The 25520-nt window shown below is 67.2% G+C and carries 20 protein-coding genes and 2 pseudogenes; 7 read left to right on the forward strand and 15 right to left on the reverse strand.

Annotation, left to right across the window (positions count from 1 at the left end):
* Positions 1-182: 182 nt before the first annotated feature.
* The gene (locus tag ACYOEI_RS21445) at positions 183-3872 is read right to left on the reverse strand and encodes a DUF4132 domain-containing protein (RefSeq protein ID WP_462851615.1); all 3690 of its coding nucleotides are present in this window, start codon (positions 3870-3872) and stop codon (positions 183-185) included.
* Between the two features lie 324 nt (positions 3873-4196).
* Here ACYOEI_RS21445 and ACYOEI_RS21450 point away from each other — a divergent pair, with 324 nt between their 5' ends.
* Complete coding sequence (locus ACYOEI_RS21450) at positions 4197-4481, forward strand: DUF2171 domain-containing protein (RefSeq protein ID WP_462851616.1); 285 nt, start codon at positions 4197-4199, stop codon at positions 4479-4481.
* 205 nt (positions 4482-4686) lie between these two features.
* Here ACYOEI_RS21450 and ACYOEI_RS21455 read toward each other — a convergent pair whose 3' ends face one another.
* The 12 genes and pseudogenes from ACYOEI_RS21455 to ACYOEI_RS21510 form a co-directional block, all read right to left on the reverse strand.
* Positions 4687-5004, reverse strand: a complete 318-nt coding sequence (locus ACYOEI_RS21455; protein WP_462851617.1) for a plasmid stabilization protein — start codon at positions 5002-5004, stop codon at positions 4687-4689.
* A gap of 138 nt (positions 5005-5142) precedes the next feature.
* On the reverse strand, positions 5143-6366 hold the full coding sequence (locus ACYOEI_RS21460; protein ID WP_462851618.1) for a tetratricopeptide repeat protein: 1224 nt from the start codon (positions 6364-6366) through the stop codon (positions 5143-5145).
* 150 nt (positions 6367-6516) lie between these two features.
* On the reverse strand, positions 6517-7317 hold the full coding sequence (locus ACYOEI_RS21465) for a class I SAM-dependent methyltransferase (RefSeq protein ID WP_462851619.1): 801 nt from the start codon (positions 7315-7317) through the stop codon (positions 6517-6519).
* Between the two features lie 207 nt (positions 7318-7524).
* Complete coding sequence (locus ACYOEI_RS21470; protein WP_462851620.1) at positions 7525-8184, reverse strand: PEP-CTERM sorting domain-containing protein; 660 nt, start codon at positions 8182-8184, stop codon at positions 7525-7527.
* A gap of 936 nt (positions 8185-9120) precedes the next feature.
* Positions 9121-9429: an H-X9-DG-CTERM domain-containing protein gene (locus ACYOEI_RS21475; RefSeq protein WP_462851770.1), complete on the reverse strand. Its 309-nt coding sequence runs from the start codon at positions 9427-9429 to the stop codon at positions 9121-9123.
* Positions 9426-12002, reverse strand: coding sequence for an endopeptidase La (gene lon, locus ACYOEI_RS21480; protein WP_462851621.1), 2577 nt, complete (start codon positions 12000-12002; stop codon positions 9426-9428). Before lon ends, ACYOEI_RS21475 begins: the two co-directional genes overlap by 4 nt.
* 866 nt (positions 12003-12868) lie before the next feature.
* Positions 12869-13831, reverse strand: coding sequence for an EF-hand domain-containing protein (locus tag ACYOEI_RS21485; RefSeq protein ID WP_462851622.1), 963 nt, complete (start codon positions 13829-13831; stop codon positions 12869-12871).
* Positions 13832-14200: 369 nt separating this feature from the next.
* The gene (locus tag ACYOEI_RS21490; protein ID WP_462851623.1) at positions 14201-15661 is read right to left on the reverse strand and encodes a serine/threonine-protein kinase; all 1461 of its coding nucleotides are present in this window, start codon (positions 15659-15661) and stop codon (positions 14201-14203) included.
* A 19-nt stretch (positions 15662-15680) separates the two neighbouring features.
* The gene (locus ACYOEI_RS21495; RefSeq protein WP_462851624.1) at positions 15681-16325 is read right to left on the reverse strand and encodes a sigma-70 family RNA polymerase sigma factor; all 645 of its coding nucleotides are present in this window, start codon (positions 16323-16325) and stop codon (positions 15681-15683) included.
* A gap of 133 nt (positions 16326-16458) precedes the next feature.
* The gene (locus ACYOEI_RS21500; protein WP_462851625.1) at positions 16459-16800 is read right to left on the reverse strand and encodes a DUF4058 family protein; all 342 of its coding nucleotides are present in this window, start codon (positions 16798-16800) and stop codon (positions 16459-16461) included.
* A 61-nt stretch (positions 16801-16861) separates the two neighbouring features.
* A pseudogene (locus ACYOEI_RS21505) lies at positions 16862-17056 on the reverse strand (DUF4058 family protein); the annotation flags it as partial.
* Between the two features lie 95 nt (positions 17057-17151).
* A complete protein-coding gene (locus tag ACYOEI_RS21510; RefSeq protein WP_462851626.1) occupies positions 17152-17250 on the reverse strand; it encodes a DUF4058 family protein in 99 nt (32 codons plus the stop codon).
* 172 nt (positions 17251-17422) lie between these two features.
* On the opposite strand from ACYOEI_RS21510, the gene ACYOEI_RS21515 reads away from it, so the two are divergent.
* From ACYOEI_RS21515 to ACYOEI_RS21525, 3 genes are all read left to right on the forward strand, one after another.
* Complete coding sequence (locus ACYOEI_RS21515; protein WP_462851627.1) at positions 17423-19792, forward strand: RNA polymerase sigma factor; 2370 nt, start codon at positions 17423-17425, stop codon at positions 19790-19792.
* Positions 19793-19928: 136 nt separating this feature from the next.
* Complete coding sequence (locus tag ACYOEI_RS21520; RefSeq protein WP_462851628.1) at positions 19929-20570, forward strand: nucleotidyltransferase domain-containing protein; 642 nt, start codon at positions 19929-19931, stop codon at positions 20568-20570.
* A 13-nt stretch (positions 20571-20583) separates the two neighbouring features.
* A complete protein-coding gene (locus tag ACYOEI_RS21525) occupies positions 20584-20943 on the forward strand; it encodes a hypothetical protein (protein WP_462851629.1) in 360 nt (119 codons plus the stop codon).
* A 94-nt stretch (positions 20944-21037) separates the two neighbouring features.
* On the opposite strand, the gene ACYOEI_RS21530 is transcribed toward ACYOEI_RS21525, so the two are convergent.
* Complete coding sequence (locus ACYOEI_RS21530; RefSeq protein WP_462851630.1) at positions 21038-22063, reverse strand: DUF1559 family PulG-like putative transporter; 1026 nt, start codon at positions 22061-22063, stop codon at positions 21038-21040.
* Between the two features lie 404 nt (positions 22064-22467).
* Positions 22468-22920 carry a hypothetical protein gene (locus ACYOEI_RS21535; protein WP_462851631.1) on the reverse strand — a complete coding sequence of 151 codons (453 nt, stop codon included), beginning with the start codon at positions 22918-22920 and terminating at the stop codon, positions 22468-22470.
* 347 nt (positions 22921-23267) lie between these two features.
* On the opposite strand from ACYOEI_RS21535, the pseudogene ACYOEI_RS21540 reads away from it, so the two are divergent.
* From ACYOEI_RS21540 to ACYOEI_RS21550, 3 genes and pseudogenes are all read left to right on the forward strand, one after another.
* A pseudogene (locus tag ACYOEI_RS21540) lies at positions 23268-23552 on the forward strand (hypothetical protein); the annotation flags it as partial.
* Between the two features lie 61 nt (positions 23553-23613).
* Positions 23614-23934 carry a cupin domain-containing protein gene (locus tag ACYOEI_RS21545; RefSeq protein WP_462851771.1) on the forward strand — a complete coding sequence of 107 codons (321 nt, stop codon included), beginning with the start codon at positions 23614-23616 and terminating at the stop codon, positions 23932-23934.
* Positions 23935-24345: 411 nt separating this feature from the next.
* Complete coding sequence (locus ACYOEI_RS21550) at positions 24346-25398, forward strand: DUF1559 family PulG-like putative transporter (protein WP_462851632.1); 1053 nt, start codon at positions 24346-24348, stop codon at positions 25396-25398.
* Positions 25399-25520: the final 122 nt, after the last annotated feature.

Consider the following 25520-nt stretch of genomic DNA (forward strand, 5'->3'; position numbering starts at 1 on the left):
CCCTCCGTAGGCGGGGCAGGAGTGCCCCGCCTACCGGGAGATTATCCTCATCCGAAATCTAGCTGCAAACATAGCATCAACTTTTTGTGTTATCGCCACGACCAATCCACTCCATTGACCTGCCGACAAATCAATATTCCGTACACGCATTCCATCTGTGGCCAAAACATCCCCAGTTCGACTCACTCCTGGACGTGTCCAGCCGACGAGGCGTCCCTGCCGACGATCGCCATCAGGTTGCCTTGGCATTCACTGAGGAGCACCGCCGGGACATCTCCGAGGGGCACACGAGCGGGATTGGCGCGACGCCCGTCCGAGGCGATGGAACGGAGGAACGAAAGGGCCAGGGCCTGGACCTCTCCGTCGTATTCGCCGTCGGCCTCCTCTACGGTGATCCTGGCCTGGAGCCCCGCGCCGGGGAAATGCTTGAGGAACTCATCGCCGCCGTCCTCGAAGCGATAGGCCTTCGCGTCGTAGCCGAGTCCCTTGGCCTGCCGGCTGAGGATCTGAAGCGTCAAGGGATGGGAAAGTGTGGCTGAGATCGAGGTCTCGCCGCGTTGCACCTCGGGCAAGCGGAACGCCGCGCCGAACTGGCCGAACGGCGGCTCGACCTCGTAGTCGGCGAGGTGCTCCCTCCATCGACGTAACAACTCATCAGGAAGCGTCAGGGTGTGTGCCAGGCGGACGGTCCAATCGGGGCTCGGGCGGACCTCGTCGTCGTCCGGGCCGGTCAACGAGCCGTCCTCGAGCGGCCGGAAGGTCGCTGGGGGAGCGTCGCAGGACCAGACGAGGGTACGGCAGAGCCGGCCCGCGAGCGGATGGTCGAGGAGCGTCACTCGCCATTCGCCGAAGCGCCAGCTCCGCTGCTCGCAAAGCGACTCATAAAGCCGGTCGGCGACCGATTTCCGCAAGGCCTTGAGCCGGGTGCGGGCCTCGGTCAACGCCGTCTTGGCCTCGGCGACCTTCGTCGGATCGTCGGCCTTGCGAGGGGCGGGGAGCGAGTCGAGGTGCTTGCCCGCTTCGTCTTCGAGGACGAGGTTCGCGCCGACGTCCAGCTTGGCGAAGAAGCGGCGGCTCCCGAAGTCGAGGACGAGCCGGCCTTCGGCGTCGAGCCCGAGGTCGGGCAAGGCCTGGTCGGCCAGCTCGGCGACGGTCTTCCCCTTCCTCTCCGCGAGCTTGCGCACCTGCGCCTCGGCCTCCTGGCGAATGCTCTTGGTCCGGAACCGCTTGGCGACCGCGAGCAAGGTCGCGACCGCCTCGGGGTCCTCGACCCAAGCGAGCATCTGGAGCAGGGCCCGGCACTGATGGACGCGGTTGCCGTACCACTCGTCCAGGTAGCCCCGGACGGTCGAGCCGGCCGACTTCGGGCCGCTCGCGGCGACGATCGCCAGCACCCCCTTCCCGCCGATCGCGCTGCCGACCGGCTGGTGGAGGAACCGTTGTTGATTCGCCCGGAGATCCTCGAGCGCCTGGGGGCTCGTGACGCTCGGCAGGAGTATCTGGACCATCTTGTCCCACTCCGCGATGCGCTGCTTGACGACCTCATCCGAAGGCCCGGTGAGGTCATAGCCGATCCAGGCGTCAAGGATCGTGCGGCCGAGGCGTCCGGCGTCGTCGGTACGCCACTGCGCGACGCGTCGGCGGAGGATCGCGTTCGGCTCGGGCGACTTGGCCTTGAACGCCTGCACGACCAGCCAGGTCAACTCGTCGGCGGCGAGTGGGGCATCGTCGAGACTCCATCGGACCTGGGGCAGCCGGTCGAATGGGAACCAGGCGAGCCCCTTGGGGACGCCCCCCTTGAGGCCCTTCGCGGCCTCGGCGCGGAGTTCCTCGCGATCGTCAGAGGGGGTCTCCGAAGGTGAGGGGCTCGCGGGCGTCGAGCCCCCCTCGCCGAGGCGGTCCCTCGCGTCCATCAGGGCGGCCCGGACGGCGTCCTTGCGCTCGGAGGCGAAGGCACGCTCGACGGCCTCGAACGCCCCCTCAGGACGGGACCTGGCCGCCCAATCGGCGGCGGCAATCCGTTCGTCCTGCTTGCCCGAGGCGAGGGCCGCCAGGACCTTCGCGCCGCAGTCGGGGAGCGCCTCCAGGGCCCGCTGGGCCGATGGCCGCAGCCCTTTCGCCGCCCCGAGCGCCGTGCTCCAGAGCAAGTTGAGGAAGGTGGGTGGAGGTGTCGGAAACGTCGCGAGGATCCCGAACACCTCTTGGCGGCGTTCCAATTGGGAGAACCAACCGTAATCCATGCCGCGGTCCGAGGTCGCCATGTAGGCGGCCTCGAGCCAGTCGAGATGATCGGCGAAGTAGGGCCACGTCGCCTCGTCGGACCAGCGGAATCGCTGCATCCCACGGGCGTTGACCCGCGCCCGAGCGATCGAGAGCACGTCCAACGCCGAGGCCTGGAACGCGGCCGCAAGGTCCCGGAGGTTGACCCGAGGCTCGTGCGAATCGCGGTAGGCGACCAGGGGCGTCTCGAAATCGGTGTAGAGCAGGTGCCCTTCCATGTGCGAGTAACACAGGTCACCGGTCAGCCGGAGCAGGCGGACGGCGTGCAGGAGGGTCAGGCCTGGGCGCTTCAGGTACGCCTCGAATGCCGAGGGGTCGGCCTTTCGGGCCGTCTCCCATGAGAGGCCAGGCGCCCCTTTCCACGGGGTCGGCTGGACGAGTCGCTCGAGCCCTTCGGCCATCGTGTGGGGACCGATCGCCTTCAGGCTCTGCCCGAGGTATTTCGTTGTTTTCCCGGCGGCCAATTTCCGGTTCGCCTCGGCGATAAGCGCCTCGAGCGCCCCCCGATCCGCGTCGCCCAGGGCGACGCCCCGGAAGACATCGATCGGTGGGAGCGTCAGGATCGAGGGTCCCTGCATACCGGCCTTTTCCTCGGCGAGCAACTCGGCCATCGCCACCTTGACCTTGGTCGACGTCTCCGAGGTAGCCCGAGCCCGAAGTAAGGCCAGAGCGGCGCCCGTCCCCAGCTTACCGAGCAGTTGGACGGCATGGAACCGTTCCTCGGGCGAGCTCGACTCCACGAAGAGCCGTAAGTGGGGCAGGGCGAGCTCGCCGACCCCGATCACGAGCGCAGCGGCGGCGTCGCGGACGGATTTCGCCGACGAGACGGCGAGCGCCGTCAGGGGCTCGACGAACGGGGCCGCGGGGATCTCGTGCCCCGGGAACATGTCGAGCGCACGGGCCTTCTCCGACGCGGTGGGCCGGGCCAGGGCCTCGAGGACGATCACAGGATGACGGGCCACCCCCTCCCCATAACCGACCAGGCCCGCCAAGAGCCGGAGAGTGTTGGAACCGAAGCGATGGGCGGGGAAGGCGTCGCGATAGAGCAGGTTCGGGGGAGACCCGTCGGCACGGAGCAAGTCCTCGACCCGAGCGGCGGAGAGAGTGTTCGCAGCCCAGAAGGGCGAGCGGCTCGTCGGCTTCGGCGAAGAGAACTCCCAAAGGAGCGGCTCGAGCCAATCCGGCGGACCCAGCGGCCGAAGGAGCGCCGAGCGATCCGCCTTCGTCCCCGTGGCGAGGCCCCACGGCGACGGGAATGGGGCAGGGGCGGTGATGACCTTGGCCAATCGGAGCAGGACGACGACATCCGGCCCTCCGACACCCTCGAACCAACGTCGCCAGGCCGGGTTTTCATCCGGGGCGCATTGGAGATTCACTGAGCTCGACTTGACCCTCAGGGCCTCGCACGCCTTCCCGTTGAGCGTCGCCAGGATCTCGAGTGCCGCCGCATCCTCGCCCTCGACGACGTATCGCACGAGCCTCGCGGGCAGCCCCGGCACGAGCGTCTCGAGCCCCGCGAGCGCCTCTTCGAGGACCACAAGGTCGGCCGCCTCCCAGGCCCCCATGATCGCCGGGCCGCCGGATTCGTGCATGGGTCGCGTGCCTCGGGAATTGCCTCTCGAAGGCGTCGGGCCTCGCCCGCCCGACGACGGCCGTCCCACGGGGACGCGACCGGGCAACTCCCCTGGATCGGTCGGCCTCGAGATATTTTGAACGGGGCGACGGGACGATGCAACCGATGCCGCGGACAGGCCAGCTTCTGATCCGGGACAGGGACGGCTCCGCCCGGCATCATCAATCAAAATAATCTGGACTCGTTTGATTGCAAGCCGGTACGGCGCGAGGTTTGCACTAATCCTCTCTCCATGTCATCCAGGGCCAACGGAGGCCCTCACAACATTTACAGGAGCTCAACCATGTCTGCCGAACATCCCAACAAGACCGGTGCGTCCCTCTCCGAGAGCACAGGCCCCGTCGGCTCCCCCGTCGACATCAAGGAGCACATGGACGTCTACGCCTCGTGCGGCACCAAGGTCGGCAAGGTCGACCACGTGGAGGGGGACCACATCAAGCTCACCAAGAATGACAGCCCGGACGGCCAGCACCACTCGATCCCGATGGACTGGGTCGCCAAGGTCCACGACCACATCCACCTCGACAAGGACCACAAGGAAGTCCAGAGTCAGTGGCAGCCCGCCTGAAGGACGCATCAGCCATCGAAACATGAGGGGGGGGCGAGTTGACAACTCGCCCCCCCCCTTTCGCGTGAGGTGTACGGAACGGAGAGGACTCACCACAATGGCACGAAGCACACGAAGAGCACGAAAGAAGGATCGAATGAATCTTTCTTTGACTTTCCCTTCGTGTCCTTATGTGCCTTTGTGGTGAGTCCTCCCCCTCTTGAGACTACGCCTCAGCTTTCGCCTCGCGGTTCCGCTTCCGAGTCGCGGCGGCCTTCTTGGCCGAGGCGGAGCGTTCTTCCGGGGTGCGGGCTGCCGACGCGGCCCCGCCTTTCTTGCCCCCCTTGGCGCTGGAGACGTGGGTGTCGGCGACCCCTCGTCCGGAGCCCGACTTGTTGCCGCCGCCGGATTCCTTGTTCACGGTCGCCCACGCCCGACTCTCGGCCTCGTCCTTGGGGACGCCGCGGCTCTCGTAGCTCTCCTCGATGTGCTCGGCCTTTCGCTTCTGTTTGTCGGTGTACTTCGACTTATCGCCCCGTGGCATTTGCCTTCCTCCTGTTCCCATTGATGTGAGGGACCAATGATTGAGGAGAAAAGCAAACGTCGTGCCGACAACCGGCCACCGGGGAACCAGACACCTGCCTGCTTATTTTAATATTTTTCGATTCGCTGAAGGCAGACTTCATCGAAGGCTGGGCTGCATCGGGAGGGAGGAGGGGGGGCCGAGCAAGCCCGAGTCGAGGGGTTTGGGGTCGGGACCGACTTGCGGGGCAATGGATTCGCGGCGCCAGGCGTCGGAGAGCCGGGTGAGGCCGGCCCTGGCGCAGAGGTCGGCCAGGTCGGCGAGGGACTTGGGGTCGTCGGGATGGGCGAAGTCGGCGCCGAGTCGGGGGCCGGCCGTCATCGGCTCGAGGTACTCGCGGAGCCGGCCCACGGATTCGGCGGCGCGTCGGGCGTCGTCCGAGCGGCCGAGGCGGGCCAGGGCCCGCGCCTGGCGATACCTCGTCTTCCAGTCGTGGGGCATGACGGAGAGGACGCGGTCGAATGCCTCGACGGCTCGCGCCGGCTGCTGGTCGTAGTCGAGGTCCCATAGCCCCCGGAGCCGCAGGTAGCGGAGGTCATCGCGGGACTCGGAAGGCCAGGCGTCGAGGGCCTGCCGGCCTCGGTCGGGCTCTCCGGCGTCGGCCAGGGCCGCGACCAGGGCCTCGCGTGCGCCGAGGTGGTCCGGGACGCGGGCGAGGATGTCGGTCAGCGTCGCGATCCGTTCGTCCTGCCCCGGGTCACCCGCCCTCGGCGCCGCGGCGATCCGTCGCAGTCGGGCGACCTGGGCGTCGACGTCGGCCGAGTCGCCCGCAACCCAGCGGTCGAGCATCGGACGCACCCGGTCCTCCGGCAGTTCGGCCAGGAGCGCCAGGGTCAGGTCGCGGAGCACCCCGCGACGCGACGAGGCGGGTACGGCCGCATAGCCCTCCCACGCAAGCTGCTGGACCTCGTCGGCGCGGTCCTCGACCCGCAGCATCTCGAGCAGGAGTCGGAGCGGGTCGGGGTCGGAGGGGTCGGCAGCGATTGCCTGTCGCAAGGCCCGTTCTCCCTGCGAGGCCCGATTCAGGGCGAGGCAGGCGCGGGCCTCGGCCAGGTAGGTGCGTCCTCGGGCCAGCTTCGTCCCGTTCACCGCACGCCAATGCTCGGCCGCGGCAGCCCAGTCGCCCGCCTTGCTCTCGGCCTCGGCCCGATCGCGGAGACGTTCGGGGCGCTCCGGGAGGAACGCCCAGGCCACGAGCCCCATCCCCACGACCACGAGCCCAACCGCCCCCAGGACGATCCAAAGACGACGACGAGGCTGCGAGCGCAACGGCTCCCGGGAAATCCGGCGGGGCGAAGGTCGGCGCGAGGCGCGTCGGGACATGGCGGCGAATCTTGCGGGGTCGGGCCCGCCTCGCAAAGGACGACGGACGAACTCGGTCCGCGTCAGACCCGAAGGTGCGGGAGGCATGCCCCGCGACGCCCCGGTCGACCGCGTCTCCTCAAAGTATACCGACGGGGCCCCCTGACGTCCCTACATCGGCTCCCCTTCGCCTCGCAATCGGCAATCGATCCCGACGATCGGCTGGAACTCAATGAGGTCTTGCCAGAACTCCCGGCCCGCGTCCCGCACCCCCTCGTCCGAGACTTCCGGCGGCTGCCAGCGCACCGAAACGAACCCCGCGCGAGCGAGTTCCTCCTCGTAGGTCGCGTGCGAGTAGAACACGTTGACGATCGTGAACTCTTCCGGCCCCGACAGGAACGTGAGCGGATAGTGTTTCCCCTCCTCGAGGGGGGTCGACTCGGCCGCGCGCCAGCCATACTTCGCGATATCGGGCGGGACGCCCGGGCCGAGGTTGCTGTTGATCGTGACGAACCGCCCGCCCGGCTTCAGGTTCGCCGCGATCGTGTCGCACATCGCGCCGAGGCGTTCTCGAGTGCGCGCACAGTTAAGCAAGAAGGCGGCGGTGACGACGTCGAACGACCCGATCGTCCCCAGGTCCTCGGCCCCCGAGCAGACGTACTCGATCCCGAGCGGCTCGCGTCGTTCCTCGGCCTCGGCCAGCCCGATCATCTCGGAGGAGAGGTCCACCCCGACCGCCCGCGCCGCCCCTTGTTGCCGGATCAGGCGGGTGTAGTGACCTTCGCCGCACGCCAGATCCAGGACGGTGAGACCCTCGAGGGATCCGAGCATCTTGAAGAAGGTGTAGCCTTCGACATGCGAGCGGAACGGAAGCAACTTCGACATCTTATACTGCGCAGCAAATCGGTCGTATTCGGCGGCCATCATCGCCCCCCGAGTGGAGACTCCTCCGGTCCGACGTCGCGCGGACACCTCGTCTCGTCATCGTAACCGATCGGAGACGAAGGCGCGTGGGACCGAAACCCTGCGAGAGGATCTGGGAGGATTTTGTGCTCGGATGATCTCGAACGAGAAGGAAGGGAGGGAGGCAGGAGAAGCCGGAGGCAGGAACAACGCCGGGCCGTCGATCGAGGGCCAGCTTCGCCCCTCTCGTCGACGGCCCTAGAAACGGAGCATGACCTAGGCGGCAGCGAGGGCCTTGCGACGTCGGGCGAAGCCGAACAGCGCGAGACCGCCGATACCGGAGAGGGCGAGCGAGGAGGGTTCGGGGACGACCATCGGCTGGTAGGCGGCGACGGTGTCGGTCGCACCACCCTGGAGGGAGAAGAGGCCCGAGGCGAACTGCGTCGCGTTCGTCCGGATGATCAGCACATTCGAGGCTTCACCGGCCGTCACGGCATCCGCGCCGGAGTAGCTGAAGTTGATCACCGAGCCGGGGGGGTTGAGTCGCGTGGCCGAACTGGGGGAGTTCCCGCTCGCGTCGGCGACGTAGCCGACGTCCGTCGTCACGCCGCCGAAGTTGTACACGGTCAGTCCCAGGATCCCGGATTGGCTCGACGAGTCGGCGGTGAACCTGTAGACGAAGTCGAGCGTCCCCGAGGACAGGTCGCGGACCACCGACGCCGTGTACGTGCCGGAGTCGAGGGTCGAGCCCTGGAACTGCGCGTTGTAAGTCCCGTTCGTCGTGGCCTCGACGAAGAAGCCAGGGCTTGTCAGCGGATTGGCCTGGGCATCGGGCACCACGGTCGAGCCCGGCGCCAGCACCGTCGCGCGAGTCTCTGTCGCCTCTGCCAGGAGAGAGAGAGTCGCTAGCAAGAAGAGAAGTTTCTTAAGCGGCATCGTGATCGAGACTCCTTCCAACATTACTTCTGAGCCGAGTCGGCGGGAAGAGGCACACGCCTCTGCACTCAGGACCGACTCAAGGGGAGCCGGGTTGGCCGCGGCCGTCGCGACCGCCCCGAGGGAATGGATGGATGGTGGGTCACTTATTCCACTCGCACTCATCGAGTCAAGCAAAGGGTCTCTTGTCGCCTAATCTCGGTCAAGATACATCGATTCAAACAGACCCAACTCGATGTTTTTCCGCAACACTCGGCCTACACCGTCGAGAACGCAGGGGTTTTAGGCAATCTAACCCAGCACAACCGGCCCTCAATCCCTGGCCCAACCCGCAAGTGATCGACACCAGGACTTCGAAGGACAACAGCATGATCCCATAATCAATTTGCCGATTTCTTAGGATTTTCGGATCTTACAAATACCCAAACCAATCGAAATCCATTGGTTTTCCCGCGGAAAACTTTCTCCAAGTCTCGACGCCAAGGGCGTTCGAACCCCGGGAACGCATGCGCACATTTCACTACATTCACAATTTGCAATACCTTTGTCTCAGGCGAGCTCAGCCAAAGTGAGGTGGCAGTATCGCCACCGCGAGGAGCCTCCATACCACGACCATTTCCGGAAGCAAAAAGGGGGCCAATCCCCATGACGGCACCTGGCCCGGAGGGAATTCTCCAACGCCGTGTTTCCAAAACACATCTTTATCGCGAAGCCAGGCATCAGGTTGGCGATTGCGAGAGGGTTGCCGTGGGTTTCCAGGAGGAACAAGGGGTCGGCGGTGGCAACGTCGGGCGCACGGCGTTGAAGCGCGGACAGGGGTTCGGAAGCGGCCCACGCTGGGATCGGCAGCCATTTTCCCATGACTCGCCGGACGGGAGTCCTCGTTGCGGGCCCCACCCGGGCGTTGGCCGAAGGAATCACTCGCTGCACGAGTCCTCACCTCAGAGTGGTGAGCCTCCGGCCAAGTCGACCGGACTGGGCCACGTCGACTTCGACGAGGAGCGCAGGCTCACCGCTCCCAGTTCGCTCGCCCCCCGCGGCCGTGGTGAGGGCTTCGAGCGTCTCCGGGGAAATCGTCTCGGCGAGGAACCTCAGGGAGCCATCGGCGAAGGCGACCATCACCCCACCACGATGCGTCCCCCCGAGGAGCGAGATAACGACCGCGACCCGGCTCCCTTTGCAGGGTGCCGGGTCGCGGAGCGGACCGTTCTCGCAGCGGATCGCTCGAGGCTTTCGATCGATCAGCCGACGACGACGCCGGCGTGGATGCCGACCTCAAGATCCTCGACGTCGGCCGGCTCCGAGGGGGCCGGGACGGGGAGGAGGGCGAGGTCGAAGACCTCGTCGAGGGTGGAGACGCACGTGAAGGTGAGGGACTCGCGGATTTCCTCGGGGATGTCCTCGATGTCGGCCTCATTGTCCTTCGGCAGGATGACGTGGGTGATCCCGGCGCGGTGGGCGCCCAGGACCTTTTCCTTGACGCCGCCGATCGGCAGGACGCGTCCTCGCAGGGTGACCTCTCCGGTCATCGCGATATCCCGGCGCACCGGCCGCCCCGACATCGCCGAGACGATCGAGACCGACATCGCAACGCCGGCCGAGGGGCCGTCCTTGGGGATCGCCCCGGCCGGGACGTGGACGTGGACCTCGATCGAGCCGAGCCGGTCGCGGGGGATCCGCAGCCGGCGGGCCTGGCTCGCCGAGTAGGTCAGAGCCGCCCGAGCCGACTCCTTCATGACGTCGCCGAGCTGGCCCGTGAGGATCAGCGAGACATTGCCCCAGCCCGAGGCCTGCACCGCCGAGTCGGCCGGGCCCGGCCCTTCGAGCTTCCGGATCGCCGACTCGACGAACATGATGTCGCCGCCGACCGGCGTGTAGTACATCCCGGTTGCGACGCCGACCTCGTTCTCGAGCCCGACGTGCTCGGGGTGGACCTTCGGCCGTCCGAGGAGGTCGCGGACCTCCTCCGGCGTGACCTCGAGGTCGACCGGCTCGCCGACCGCGATCCGACGTGCCAGCTTCCGCGCCACGGCCCCGACCTGGCGTTCGAGCTGCCGGACCCCGCTCTCGCGGGTGTATCGGCTCACGATCGCCATCACGGCGTCGTCGGTGAAGCGGATCCCCTTGTCGGCAAGGCCCGACTCCTCGAGCTGCCGGGGGATCAGGTAGGCCTTGGCGATCTCAGCCTTCTCACGCTCGGTGTAGCCCGCGAAATCGACGACCTCCATCCGGTCCAAGAGCGGCGCCGGGATGTTCTGGATGAAGTTCGCGGTGGCGACGAACAGGACCTCGCTCAGGTCGAACGGCACGTTCAAGTAATGGTCCGTGAACGAGTCGTTCTGCGCGGGGTCGAGCACCTCGAGGAGGGCGCTGGCCGGATCCCCCTGGTAGGAGACGCCGAGCTTATCGACCTCGTCGAGCAGGAAGACGGGATTCTTCGTCCCCGCCTGCTTCATCCCCTGGATGATCCGGCCGGGCATGGCGCCGACGTAGGTCCGCCGGTGGCCCCGGATATCGGCCTCGTCCCGGACGCCGCCCAGGGCCGCTCGGACGTACTTCCGCCCCAGGGCCCGGGCGATCGACTTGGCGATCGAGGTCTTGCCCACGCCGGGAGGCCCGACGAACAGCAGGATCGGCCCTCGGGCCATGGCGCGAGCCTTGACCTCGACCGAGTCGGTGATCGCCCGGCCGTCGTCGTGGACCTGCCCGAGCGTCGGGGTCGCCGTGTCCTTCTCGGCCTTGAGCTTGGCGGCCGGGTACTCGCCGACCGTCTCGACTTCGTGGGCGAGTTGCTTCGCCCGGAGCTGCCGGACGGCGAGGAACTCGAGCACGCGGTCCTTCACATCATTCAGGCCGTAGTGGTCCTCGTCGAGCACCTCGGTCGCGTGGACGAGGTCGAGGTCGTCGTTCGAGCGCGTCCCCCAGGGGAGCTCGGCGACCCACTCGAGGTAGGTCCGGATGACCTGACCTTCCACCGACTCGCGACCGGCGCGGGCGAGCCGTCCCAATTCGCGGTCGACCTCGGCGCGGGCGTCCTTGGGCAGCTCGAGGGCGTCGAGCTTGGCCCGCAGGTCGGCCGTCTCTCGCGACTGGTCGTCCTCGCCCAGCTCCTTCTGGATCGCCTTGAGCTGCTCGCGGAGGTACATCTCGCGCTGGCGTTCGCCGAGCTCTTCCTGCACCTGCGACTTGATCGACGCCTGGGCCTCGAGCATGCCGATCTGGCGCTGGACGTGGATGAGGATGCGGCGGATCCGCTCCTCGACGCCGAGCGTCTCGAGCAGCGACTGCTTCTCGGCCGTCGTCAGCTCGACGTACCCGGCGACCAGGTCGGCGAACCGTCCCGGGTCGGTGACCGAGTCCATGACCTGGTGCAGGACCTCTTCGGGGAGCCCCCGGCGCTCGCCTAATTCCATGGCCCGCTCGCGGGTCTCGCGATAGAGGCCCACGAACGCGGGGTCATTCTCGTTGAGCGCCCGCATCTCCTCGACGGGGAAGACGTCGGCGCTGAAGTAACCTTCGGTCGGGCGATAGTGCAGGGCGTTCGCCCGCTGTTCGCCCTGAAGCAGGAGTTGCAGGCCCCCGAGCCCTCGCTGGACCTGGCCGATCCTGGCGACCACGCCCATGTTGTAAAGCTGTTCGGGGGCGGGCTCGTCCGCGTTGTCGCGTTGCGCCACGGCGAAGACCAGGCCGTCACCCTTGACCGCCGCCTCGATGGCGCGGAGCGTCCCCGGACGCCCGACGTTGATCGGTATCGTTATTCCCGGAAAAATCACCGTCCCCCGCATGGGGAGGACGGGGAGCGTTTGTCGTTCTGCCATGGGAGTTGCCCTCGACTGACGCCCGCCGCCCGCCCGGAAGGGCGACCGACGGACGGACTCGGACGTGCTTACCTCATCCTACTTCGACGCGAACAACCGAAAGGATCGCGACCTTCTCTCCACTCCTCAAACTCGACCGGCCTCGCTGCTATCTCCGAAGCTCCACGACGGCTCCGGCTCGTTCCTCGACGATGGCCTTCGACCATCGCCTCGCGAGAACCTGGGGCATTATAGGCGCGGCCATGTCAAGGTCACGCATAGACGGGGGGGGTATGGCCACCCAGAGCGAACGCCCGCGGGAAGAATCCCGGGTGGCGGGACTCGCCCCCGGTATTCCAACGCATGGTGACATGAAAGGAGGAACGATACGGTTTCGTGTGAGCGGTCAAAGTCTCGAGTGATTGGGAGCCTCCGGGCGTGATACCACACGGGAGGACCAATGGCTTTGCACGCTTGCCCCAAGGGCCATCGCTCCTGCGGCAGTCGACTCGGTCGGTTTGGATCGAGGAGAAGGCAGGGCAGGCCAGTGGGAGGGCAGGGCAGGGAGATGGCTTCGCTTTAGATCGGAATCCCGGTTCTCCAGGACCGTTCCGAAACCCGGTTTCCTTCGCGAATCCGGGTTTCTGCGAGAGGAGACGGCGGCGTCTCCGGGAACAAAGTGAGTCGGCATCGACAGCAGCAGAAACACGGCGTTGAAGGAAGCCGAGGTTTCGGAACGGGGATTGAAAATGACCGGGCTTTGGTGAAGGGAGACAGCGTCGTCTCCGACTGCAAAGAAAGTCGCCGGTGACGGCGGAAGAAACCCAGCATTGCAGGAAGGGCCGGGTTTCCCCGAGGAGCCGCCCAGCATTTAGTCATGAGCAATTTCAAGCATCACGATCTCGGTCGCGGGGCGGGGGACCTTGGTCGTCGTCGGGGGGAGGGGGAGGCCCGTCGGGCGGACCTCCGGGACCTCGACGGCCGGGGCCGCCCGGGCCACCTCGGCGGCCCCCCTCGGGACGTCGTGGACGCATCTCCTCGCGGGAGAGGGTGCCGTCACCGTCCTTGTCGAGCGTCTTGAGGGCCCGCGCCGCGTCCTTCATCTCGTCGGTCGAGAGCTCGCCATCACGATCCTTGTCAAGCGCGGAGATCAGCGGAGGCGGCGGGGGAGGAGGACCATCGGGCCGACCGCCGCGTCTACCCGGCGGCGGAGGAGGCGGGGGCGGAGGAGGAGGAGGTGCGTCAGGAGCGTCGTCGGCGTCGGGCCGATCCTCGTTGTCTCGGTCTCTCGGTCCGCGACCTCCGGGCCCGCGATCTTCCGGGCCGCGGCCTTCAGGACCGCCGCGACGACGTCCCTCGGGTCGGGGCGGGCGCATCTCTTCGTGGGTGAGGGTCCCGTCGTCGTCCTTGTCCAACGACTTCAGCGCCTTCGGAGCCGACGCGATCTCCTCGGCCGAGAGCTTGCCGTCGTGATCCTTGTCGAGCGCGGACATGAGCGGGGGCACGGGCGGCGGCGGAGGGGGAGGGGGCGGCGGAGGGGGACCTCCGCCTCGGCGGCCTCCTCGACCTCCAGGAGGACGGCGAGGGCCTCGATCCTCGTCGTCGTCATCGGGCGGGGGCGGGGGGTCGCCGGCGCGTGGCCCTTGTTCGTCGTCATCCGCGAGCGCCCATTGCACGGGGCCGCGGTCCGACCGAGAGCCGACGCCATCGGCGGACGGGGCGTAAGAAGGCCGAGAGGGCGAAGCGGAAAGCGTGGCCCCGACCGTCTTCGGGCCAGCCCAGGCCAGGCCGAGTCCCAACGCCACCCCGGCGCCGAGGAGTCCCGACCGGCAAATCAGTGACGGAGGCATCGTGTCGTTCCCAAAAGGCTCCGGGAGCATCGACCTCGGCCGGGGACCCGCCTCGCGGGCTCTTTCAGGCGGTCAGGTCGTCTCCTCAAAAGGGGAAACGCAACGTGGTGGTTCGTGTCGACCGGGACTCTCGAAAAAGACACGCCTCCCCGATCTCCACCACGCTTTGACCGCGTGAGTTCCTCACCACAAAGGCACCAAGGCACAAAGTGGAAGGCCCAAGAGCACAAGTACCCTTTTATGGAAGCTTTCTCTCGGAGCCCTTTGTGTCTTCGTGCCTTTGTGGTGAATCTCCAACCTGTCGATCGGACCGACCTTGGCGGATTTTCTAAGAATCCTCTCCTGCTCGTGTCCCGAGGCCCGGCCTGATCAGCCTGGCGGGGGAGGTGGCGGAGGAGGAGGGGGACCATTCGGGGGCGGCGGGGCCATCCGGCCGGGCATGGGCCCCGGGGGGCCCGGAAGGTGACGCGGGGGGCGTTTCCGTTGCTCCCAGGGGCGATCCGGCGGGCCGAATCCTTCGGGGGGAGGGGGAGGCCAGGGGATCCCGCTTCCCGGTGGCGGCGGCGGAGGGGGCCACAGGTAGAACCGCATGAAGAAGGCCGCGAGAAGGGCCAGGACGAGGGAGGTCCCCGTAAGCGCGGCCACGACCGGGTTCGCCCGGATCGCTCGGGCCAGGCGCTCGGCCGGGGTCGCGCGACGCGCGAGGATCGGGCGGTCATCGAGGAAGCGGCGGAGATCCTCCGCGAGGGCTGAGGCCGTCGCGTAGCGGGCCGACGGGGCGTGCGCCATCGCCTTCAGGATGATCGTCTCCAGGTCGCGCGGGAGCGTCGGGACGAGTTGTCGAGGGGCGACGGCGCGGGCCGACTCGATCTGGCGGAGTAGGCGGGCTCGGTTCAGCTCGGCGAAGGCGGGGCAGCCGACGGCGAGCTCGTAGAGGGTCAAGCCGAGGCTGTAGAGGTCGCTCCTGGCGTCGGCCTCGTCGTTGAGGCACTCGGGGGCGAGGTAGCGGAGCGTGCCGGGGAGCTCGCCGGTGCGGGTCAGCGAGAGGTCGTCGGCGAGCTTGGCGAGCCCGAAGTCGGCGAGCCAGAGCGTCCCCGACGCGTCGAGCAGGAGGTTGGCCGGCTTGATGTCGCGGTGGAGGATCCCCTGGCCGTGGGAGTAGTCGAGGGCCTCCGCCGCCTGGAGGCCCAGGCGCGCGACCAGTCGGGTACGCTCCGCCGACCCGAGTCCCGGCAGGGCCGAGGGGTCGGCGAGGAGGTGGTCGAGTCCCCGGCCGTCGACGAGGGCCATGACGTAGTAGGGCAGGCCGTCCTGCTCGCCCACGGCGTGGATCGGCACGATGTTCGGGTGCTCGAGCCGCGCCACGACCTGGGCCTCGCGGAGGAAGCGGCGGCGACTCGCGGAGTCCCCCAGCGCGTGCCGAGGCAGGACCTTCACCGCCACCCGACGGCCCAGCGGCTCCTGCACGGCCTCGTAGACGATCCCCATCCCTCCCCGGCCCAGTTCGCGGATGACCCGGTTCTCGCCGAGCTGTCGCGACGGGGGGATCATCCCCATCCCGTCCGTCTCGGCCCCCAATCCCGAGCCGGAGAGCAAGGCCGCCCCCTTTCCCCGCTCGAGGAAGGCGACGGCCGGGAGCAGCCGGCGGATCGGCCCAGCGAGGTCGGGGTGACGCGCCACGTACTCCTCGATCGAAGGCTGTTCTCCGCGTCGGCAGCGGTGGGCGAACTCCTCGGCCAGGAGGTCGAGCGGGTCGCGATCCAGCCCGTCGTCCGAATCGACGTCGAGGTCGGGGCCGGATTCGTGGTCGGGATCGGGACGCACGGTCATGGGGCGTGTCCACCCGAGGTCAAGGAGGCCCTTCGAGGAGGCCGGGCACTTCCATCAGGATCGTCCGCAGGCGACCCAGGGCACGGACGTAGCGCTTGCTGGCGGTCCCCTTGGGGATGTCGAGGAACCGGGCGACCTCGTCGTTGCTGAGCTCGTCGAAGTGCCGGAGCGCGAGGACCTCGCGGTCGAGCGGGTCCATCGCCTCGATCGCGTGGGCGAGCAGCTCCCGGGTCTCCTGGCGAATCGCGGCCTGGCTCGGCGAGGTCAGGTCCCCGGCGAACCGCTCGGCCAGGTTCGCCGCGCTCGTCGTCGGGCCGGCGCCTCCGCCCCCTCCCATCGCGACCTCGCGTCCCGCGTCGCGGGCCTCCGCCCCAAGGTGCCGGCGGTGGGCGTCGACCAGCCTCTGGCCTGCCAGCAACAGGACCCAGACCGAGAACGGCATGTCGGTCAGGCCTCGGAAGTGGTCGAGCCGCTGCTCGGCCGCGAGGTAGACCTCCTGCACCAGGTCGGACGGCGAGAGCCTCCCCCGGAGCTTCGGGTCGAGCCGGAGCTTCAAGAACCTGCGCAGCCGCTCCTCATGCGACGAGAAGAGCGCGGCCAGGGCCGCCCGGTCGCCCCCGCGGACGTGACGCTCCCAGGATTCCGCCTCGTCCCCAGGAGTCACGATCGGTCCCGCATGTGCAACGCCAGGCTTGCCTCGAACGACATCACGACGATGCCCACTCGGTCTATTGTGTGGGCTCTCCCCGGAGTTGGGAAGATCCCTCATCCGACCGTCTCCGGCGATTCCGGCCTAATCACGGCGATGCGGACGCGTCCCGATCGCGGAGCCGTTGCTCGGCCCAGAGGCTGTCGTCGTCCGAGAGGGAAGGGACAGGGGGGCGGGAATAGTCGACCGCCCCTCGGCGGTAGGGACCGCCGTCGTAGGCACGATTGAAGACGAACTGGAGGTCGAAGGGGATCTCGGGCTCCCCTTCCCGCAGTGGGATCGGGATGCAGGGAAGCCACTCGCTAAGGCCGAACGGAAGGACCTGGTAGGCGACCTCGTCGGCGCGTCGCCAGGCACGATTGACCAGCACCACGTAATCGGCTGGCGAGTCGAGTTTGGCGATCAACGCGGCCAGGTTGAGGTCGGGCAAGAACGCGGTCGCCCCCCCGCAAGAGATCGAGCTCGATCAGGTTGGCATCACTGTCGAGGATCTCACGCGGCCTGCGGCGGTAGGCTTCGCGGTCGGGCCCGTGACGCTTGTTCGACGGGCTGAGGATCTCGATGAGGGTGATGAGCTTGTGCCCGTTCGCCGAGTCGCGGATCTCGACGAAGTGGTGCCGGATTGGCTCGATGCGGACCTTCAACTCCACCGACCGCGAGACATCCCTCCGAGACCGTTCGAGCACTGCGGCCTGCGACTGCCGAGCCTGGCCCTCCTCGGTGATGCCGATCTCCGGCCGGATCTCGAGGCGAGCGTAGTAGGGGCCGGGGAGGGATTGGTTCAGCTCGGCGCGGATCTCCCCGCCAGCGCTTCCTGGAGATCTGGCCAGATCTCCGGCGCCTCGAGGTACGGGTCCATGCCGGGGAAGTGCGAGGGCATCGGCCTTCAACTCGCCGCACGCTCGAGAACAAGTCACTGTCTCATGGTAACGACTCGCAGCCAGTCCGGGACCTAAGGGTCGATCGATTTCCACGAGTCTGTCAGACTCTTGTCCCAACCCGGCAGTATCATGGGCATGGCGGACGTGTCGAGGGAACGGGAGCCTTGGATCATGGCAACTCGCCGGGCGGACGTGGTTGCGAAGTCGTTGCAGCGCCTCTTCGAGGGAGGGGCCGCCGCGGGCATGCCGGACGGCGAGTTGCTCGCCCGCTTCGTCGCCGGACGCGACGAGGCCGCCGAGCACGCATTCGCCGTCCTGGTCGCGCGGCATGGGTCGATGGTCCTGGCCGCCTGCCGAGGGTTGCTCGGCGACGTCCACTCGGCCGAGGATGCGTTCCAGGCGACGTTCCTCGTCCTGGCGAGAAAGGCCGAGACGATCCGAGAGCCCGACCTCCTCGGCCCCTGGCTCTACGGCGTGGCGCTCCGCACCGCGAAGAAAGCCCGGGGGCAGGGCCTCGGCCTTGCGGCGAAGCAAGGCGGCCCGGTGTCCGAGCCGGTCGATGACTCGCGTCCCGAGCAGGCGACGATTCGGCGAGAAGAGGCCGCATTACTCCACGAGGAGCTCGGACGCCTGCCGGAGTCATATCGCCGGCCGATCCTCCTCTGCGACCTCGAGGGGTTGTCCCACGCCGAGGCCGGGCACCGGCTCCATCTCTCCGCCAACACCGTCAGCGCCCGCCTGAGCCGGGGCCGCAGGCGTCTCCGGAGCCGACTCGTCCGGCGTGGGCTGGCCCCTTCCGCGGCCCTGGTCACCGCCCACGCCACTTCCGCGACCGTGCCCGCCGCACTCGAGACCGTTACAGTCCGCAGCGCGACGGCCTTCGCAACGGGCCACGTCGCCCGGGGGTCGATCTCAGTGGTGGTCGTCACGCTCGCCGAAGCCATGGTCCGGGCCGGTTCCTTCTCTCTCCGCAAGGCCGTCGCCGCGGGTGCGGCGTTGCTGCTCCTCCCGGCGGGGGCGGCGGTCGTCCTGGCCGGCGGCGAGGATTCCGGACGACCCGAGGCTCCCAAGGCCGCCGAGAAGGCTATCGACACTCCGAAGACACCGGTCCCGTCCTTCCCCGGCGCGGTGACTCGGGCCCCGGACTGGGTCAGCCCCCAGGCCCCCTTCGACGTCGCCAAATTCTTCGAGCTCCCACCGCCCGAGGAAAACGCGGCGCCCCTGTATCTCGACGCCCTCTTCGAGTTCAGCAATGAACTGGCCATCTGCTTCCCGGAAGGGCCCGCACGCAAGGCGAGGACCAAAGCACTCGAGGAGCGGAACAAGCGGTTCGGCGAGCTCCTCGTGGCCTCCTCGAAAGACCCGAAGGGGATCTCCGCCGCGACGATCGACGAGACCATCGCCCCCTATGCCGAGGGGTTCCGGAAGCTCGCAGAGGCCCAGCGTCGACCTCGCTGCGTCTTCGCGACCGGCCTGGGCCTGACCGCCCGGCTGCCCCACGCCCAAGGGGCCCGGCACGTCGGTCGCATCGCCGCCTACCGGATCCGCCGCGACCTCGAACGGGGAGAGGTCGACGCCGCGATCCGCGACCTCGAGATCACCCTCCGCCTCGCCCGAGACCTCCGCCCCCGCGGCGGCGCGATCATGCAGTTGGTCGCCGCGTCCCTCGACGCGATGATCATCAAGGATGGCCTCGTGCCGATCCTCACCTCCCCACAAATCCGCCCCGAACACGCCGATCGGCTCCTCGCGATCTTGCGGGAGGATCTCCACGAGTCCGTCGACGGATACGCCGAGGGGATCCGTGAAGAATATCTCTTGCATGTGAAAGTGGTCCGGGACCTGATCTACGACCAGTCCACGCTCGTCCGAGACCTGAAAGACACCGGCTCCCTCAATCCGAACGGGTCGGTCGTCCTCTCGGTCGTCGAGCCCCAAGTGATGGCCGTCCTGGCGGCGAACGCGGCGCCCCCAGCCCCGCCTCGTCCCGCCCCACCCCCTCCGGTCTGGCCGGAGGACATCGACGCCCAGGTCGCGAAGACGACGCCCGAAGAGTTCGCGAAGCTGGTTTCCCGCCTCGACGACTACTATCGACGCCTGCTCACCCTCCGATCGTTTCCCTACATCACACGGTTGGAGAAGGCCCCCGACCGCAAGCTCGCGTTGGGTGGTGACGACCTCCTCTCTCGCGTGGTGTTCGGATACAACCCCGCCCTGGTGGCAGTCACGCGAGGGCTGGGTGTCGACGTCGCCCGGCTCCGCGCCTCGGAGTGCCTGATCGCCCTCAAGAGACAGCGGCTGGTCCACCCCGACGCCCCACCCGACCTCGCCTCGGCCGTCCGCGACGCCGGCCTCGAGGCCATCCCCGCCGACCCCTTCGACGGAAAGCCCCTGCGCTTGGCCGTCATCGACGGCGAACCCGTCATCTACTCGATCGGCCGCGACGGCCGAGACGACGGCGGACTCGTCGACTCCCGGAATGATTCCAGGCCGGGCGACCTGACCTTCCGGTTTTCGACGACAGCATCTCCGCCGAAGTGAGTCTCCGTTCCGAAACCCGGCTTTTTCCTCAAAGCCGGGTTTCTGCCAGAGTCGTTGTCATCCTCCGAAGAAACCTGGCGCGATTCCGCAGGAATGTGGGTCACCTTTACGCAGATCGCGTACACTCTTAGGCAACATGCGTAAATCCAGCCTGCTCGACGCCCTCTTCCCGAAGACTCGCCAAGACATCCTCGCCACGATCTACAGAGATCCGGCGCGTGAGTGGTATCTCTCGGACCTTGCTCGACAGATCGGCGTGACTCCCTCAAGCCTGCAGCGAGAACTCACTAGGCTCGTTCCGGCGGGTATCCTCAGGAGGAGGGAAGATGGAAACCGGGCCTATTATTCGGCCGAGACCCAGAGCCCAATCTTTGCCGACCTTCAAGGATTACTCCTCCGCACCGCCGGGTTGAAGGACGTGATTTGCGAGGGCCTCGAGCCTTTCCACGATCGAATTGTCGTCGCCTTCGTCCATGGCTCGTTCGCACGGCACGCAGAGCATCCGGGGAGTGACATCGACCTCATGATCATCGGGCGCATCGGGCTCGCAGAGCTTGCGACGACTCTCGAGGGGATCGAGAAGACGATCCTTCGTCCGGTCAATCCTTCCCTGTACTCTCCGGAAGAGATTGCGGAGAAACTTGCCTCAGGTCATCATTTCCTCTCAACAGTGATGAGCCAGGAAAAACTATTCGTCATCGGGGGCAAGGCTGAGCTGGCAGTCGCTAGTGAACGCAAACCGCGTTCGGCCGCACCAGACAAGCAAGCAGGAGCTTGACGACCTCCGCACGGTGATCGAGCGGGGCCTCCGCGACGCGGCAATCGTCGGCCTCTCGGCCGATCGTTCCTTCGCGACGGCTCATAACGCCGCCCTGCAGACGGCGGAGATGGCGATCGCCTGTGCCGGCTATCGCGTCGTCGGGCAGGGCCACCATCAGGTGAGCTACGAGGCGGCCGAGATCGCGGTGGGCACGAGCGTCTCGGCGTTCGTGGCCTATTTCGAGATCTGCCGCCGAAAGCGGAACACTCTCGACTACGACGTCGCCAATATCGTCAGCGATCCGGAAGCCGCGGAGCTCTTACGGAAGACGCAGGAGTTCAAGGCGGAGGTCGAGACCTGGATCGCTACGAATCACCCTGGCCTGGCGTGAGGACCGACGAAACAACTTCACCGGATCGACGCCGTGTCCGTTGAGCCGCGGAAGCCCGACTCCGAGGAGAAAGCCGGGCTTCGCGACGGGCCGATCAGTAGGAGTCGGCGCTGATGACTTCGTTACCCGAGATGGTGCCGAGCGCGCGCCAGGCCTCGCCGTTGATGGTGTTCTTGGCGAAGCGGACGGAGCCGTCGCCCATCAGGGTGTTGACGCCGCCGGGGTGGTAGCTCCGCGAGTTGACGGCCGCGAAGGTCGGGCCGCCTCGGCTCTCGCGCAGGCCGATGATGTCGAGGTCCTGGCTGGTGTCGCCGCCGAGCCGGGTGATCCGCTTGTTCGGAGTCCACGCGGTGGTGAAGCCCGTCTCATGCACGGCGCCGTCGACCCACTCGGTGTGGCCGGTCAGGCCGAGGGTGCAGCCGGTGTTGTACTCGGGGGCGACGGTGTGCGGGTCAGCAGAGGACGCCGGGATGTTGTTCATGTTGCTGATGTTCGCCAGGCCGGTCCCGCAGTTGCCCAGGTTGGGCTGATACGTCTTGACCTCCGACGCCACCAAGGTGTTGCTCAGGCCATCGCTGAAATCAGCGAGCCGGCGGCTCCGATTCACGTCGAACGGGGCGCGGTTGGCCACCCCGGCGAACCCGCCCCAGATGTACCAGTCGCCTCGGTTCCAGCCGTAGTTGTTCACGCCGAACCGCCCCGTGGCCGTCACTCGGGGCTGGGGCTGGATCTCGCTCGGGCAGAGGAAACCGTTGATCACCATCGCCGTGATGGTGGAGTTGAACGGCGTGCTGTAACGCTGGGTGAAGTTCATCGCGTCATAGAGCGCATTCTGCTCCATGAACGGGAGGATCCGCCCGTGGACGCTCCAGCCGTTCGACCAGGTAATGGTCGAGCCGCTACCGCTCTGGATAAACGGAGGAGGCAAGGCCCCCGACGACGACTCGTAGTTGTGCAGGGCCAGGCCGAGCTGCTTGAGGTTGTTCGTGCACTGGAGGCGACGGGCCGCTTCACGCGCCGCCTGGACGGCGGGCAAGAGCAGGGCAATCAAGACGGCGATGATGGCGATGACGACCAGGAGTTCGATCAGCGTAAATCCGCGAGACCTCGGGCGTTGCATGGGGGGGATGCTTCTCTTTCCGGAAGGGGGGAACGGAATGTCGCCAAGACCCGCCCGACGGCGGCGAAGTCTCAGACATTAACATTCCTCAATTTTGAGATTGAGATCCAGTCTCAACACGACGACAATTTTTGCCTCATCCTCGTCGCGGTGTCAAGAGGCCATGAGGACCGGGCGGGAAAGATCGGAGCGACGATCGAGACCACATGGCTCGAACTCAACCCTGCGGAGTTGGGCTGAGCGATTGCCAGGATGCTGGTGCGCAAAGCGAACCCGGCGGGGCCGGATCGGATGGATGTCCGAGCGGGCTCGCCGGGCTGACCGCCTGTCCTGTTATCCGAGAGGAGAAGGGACGATCGAGCTCCAAGTCGGGGAGGGCTCGGTCCCAACCTCCGGACCGTCGCTCACCGCGCCCTGCCGCGAGAGTAGCCGCCATATCCGCCGCTCGGCTGGCCGCCGCCATATCCGCCGCTCGGATAACCACCGCCCGGCCAGCCGCTGGTGCGGCCGGGGTAGGGATACGGCGAGGGCCAGCAGCCACCACCGGTGTTGTAGGGCGGGTAGCAGGGGCGGGAAGGGGGCGGCCAGCAGCCGCCTCGCGGAGGATATCCGCCGCCGCAGTACCCACCGGTGCCGTAGCCCCCACCCCCGTAGTTGCCGCCACCGTAGCCACCGCCGCTACCGTAGCCGCCGCCGCCACCATACCCACCGCCACGGTTCCCCCCGTGCCCGCCGTTGGCCTGGGCCGGTGCGGCGGCGAGCGCCAACCCGGCGAGTCCCAGCACCCCGGCGAGGACCATTCCCTTCATGGACCGCAACCCACCGACCGTCACTTCTCCTCGCATGTTCATCGGCATCGGAGTCGTCCTTTCCTATCGGTTAACCCTTCGCCAACTTCCAGGGCCCGTTCGCGAGCCCCTTCGCCAGGGTTATCAGGCCCGATGGAATCGACGGACAAACACACGCGGATTTTTCCGAGGTGATGATATCCCGGTGATGCCCGGATGACCGGCTCCTCTGGCACGAGGGCCGCGCGCGGGCTTGATGCAGCCGATTTCATCGACGGCCTAAGTCGGGTTTAGCTTAGCCCCTTGGCCTCGCTCCTGATCGGCCGACGTCGATGACGGGCCGGATGGCCCTGGGGCTGCTCCCGGGGATGGCCTAAAGACTGGGTCCGAATTTCGCGAAGGAAGGGAAGGGAATCATGTCCGAAGTGTCGAGGCGCAATTTCCTGGGGCGGCCGCCGTCGCGGGCGGGGCGGCGGGTGCGGACGGGGTCGCCAGGGCGAGCGACTACGGCGCGAACGACAAGGAGCACGGTGAGAAGCCCGAGCCGATCCCGACGATCCGCTGCGCGATGGAGTCCGAGAAGGGGAGGCACACCGCCGGGGGGGTTCTCCCGCGAGGCGACGGTCAAGCAGTTGCCGATCTCCGAAGGGCTCGCGGGCGTCTCGATGCGGCTCCAGCCCGGCGGCGTCCGCGAGTTGCACTGGCACGCCAAGGCGGCCGAGTGGGCGTTCATGCTCAAGGGGCGCGTCCGCACCCACAGTCATCGCCCCCGACGGCACGTCGGAGACCAACGACTTCGAGGAGGGGGACGTCTGGTATTTCCCCCGAGGCCACGGCCACGCCCTCCAGGGCATGGGGCCGGGCGAGGCCCACTTCATCCTGATCTTCGACGACGGCCACTTCTCCGAGTTCGGCACCTTCGGCGTCAGCGACTGGTTCGCCCAGACGCCCCCCGAGGTCCTCGCCAAAAACTTCGACGTCCCCGCCTCCTCGCTCGCGACGTTCCCCCGTCGCCGAGTCTTCATCGCCCCTGGCTCCGGCGCCGGTGCCCCATCGCCAGGACAGGATGCTCATTCCTCCTGATCGATCCGACCCGCCGAGGGCCGCCACGCACTCCGGCGGCCCGTCGCGTGGGGAGAACCTACCTCAACGCCTGGGTCCAAGCAAGAGTTCATGAGAACTCATACTCGCTCCCTCCAATAATCACGTCGTGGTATCCCCATAGGAACGGATGTTCGCCACCCGATTTTTGACGCGGATCGCCCTTGCGACGGGGAGAGGAATTCATAAAAAATAGAATCACAACAAACTTCGTCCCGACCGTCAAAAAAAACCGCTAGAGAACTGATGAGGGGCCGCGGGATCTCCAATCCTTCCCCAGGCCCGGGTCGCATCGGTCGTGTTGCCAGGCTCGTTGAAGGCCTTTCGGGGCTTCGGACGTGGGCCGCTGCGCGCCGCCACCGTCTCCGCCTTTTTATTCCGGGAGGACATCGAATGCCAGCGAAGCGTCGCGGCTTTACGTTGATCGAGCTCCTCGTCGTGATCGCGATCATCGCGGTCTTGATCGCATTGCTCCTGCCCGCGGTCCAGTCGGCGCGCGAGGCGGCGAGGCGTGCGCAGTGCACGAACAACCTGAAACAGATCGGGTTGGCGATGCACAACTACCACACGGCGGTCGGTTCGTTCCCCTGGAATTCGTGCGGCGCCTCGCAGATCTACCCGACCCCCAACACGCCCGGCGACGGCAAGGGGAACACCTGGGCCAACTTCGGCGGACTGACGCTGATGCTCCCCCAGATGGAGCAGATGGCGCTCTACAACGCGATCAACTTCAGCTTCGGGATGTATCCCTTCCAGGACCAGGTCGACCCCGTCCAGGGGACGGCCATCTACCAGACGGTCGCGTCGTTCCTCTGCCCGAGCGACTCCGGCCGAGGGCGGAACAACTACCGATCCTCCCAGGGGACGAACTTCGACTGGAACGCCCGGATGGCCGCGAACGGGGGGATCTGGCGCGTGAACGCCGTCGACGGCGAGCCGATCTCGTCGGTCGCCAACATCATCGACGGCACGTCGAATACCATCGGATTCTTCGAGCGGAACCGGGGCGACGGCGACCCCGGCCGGTATCGCCCGGGCGACGTTTATGTGGGCGTGGGCATCTCGGGGTTCCCGACGTACATCCTCCAGAACGCGCAGGACCAGACCTACCTCACCGGCACGGCGATCCCGGCATGCGTGAGCGCCAGCACGAGCGGCACCCCGACCTACGACTGGGGCGGCTGGACCTGGGCCGGGGGCGAGTACTCGACGTCGGTCGGCAACTTCGTCCTGACGCCCAACAGCAAGACGCCCGATTGCTCCCCCTGGGGGACCTACGGCACCGGCTACGGCTTCTTCTCGGCCCGAAGCTGGCACCCGGGCGGCGTCAACGTCCTGATGGACGACGGCTCGGTGCGCTTCCTCAAGGACTCGATCAACCCGACCACGTACTACGCCCTCGCCACATCGACCGGCGGCGAGGTGATCAGCGCCGACGCATTCTAGGGCAAAAGAGCTCAGGTTATATCCAAGAGACAGTTTTTCGATCGATCTCTTACAAGCCCGAAGCGAGGGCGAGTGAATGGTTTCGTAAAACGGCGAAACGAACTCAACGACCCAACCTCGGG

This window comes from Singulisphaera rosea (genome assembly GCF_054877945.1).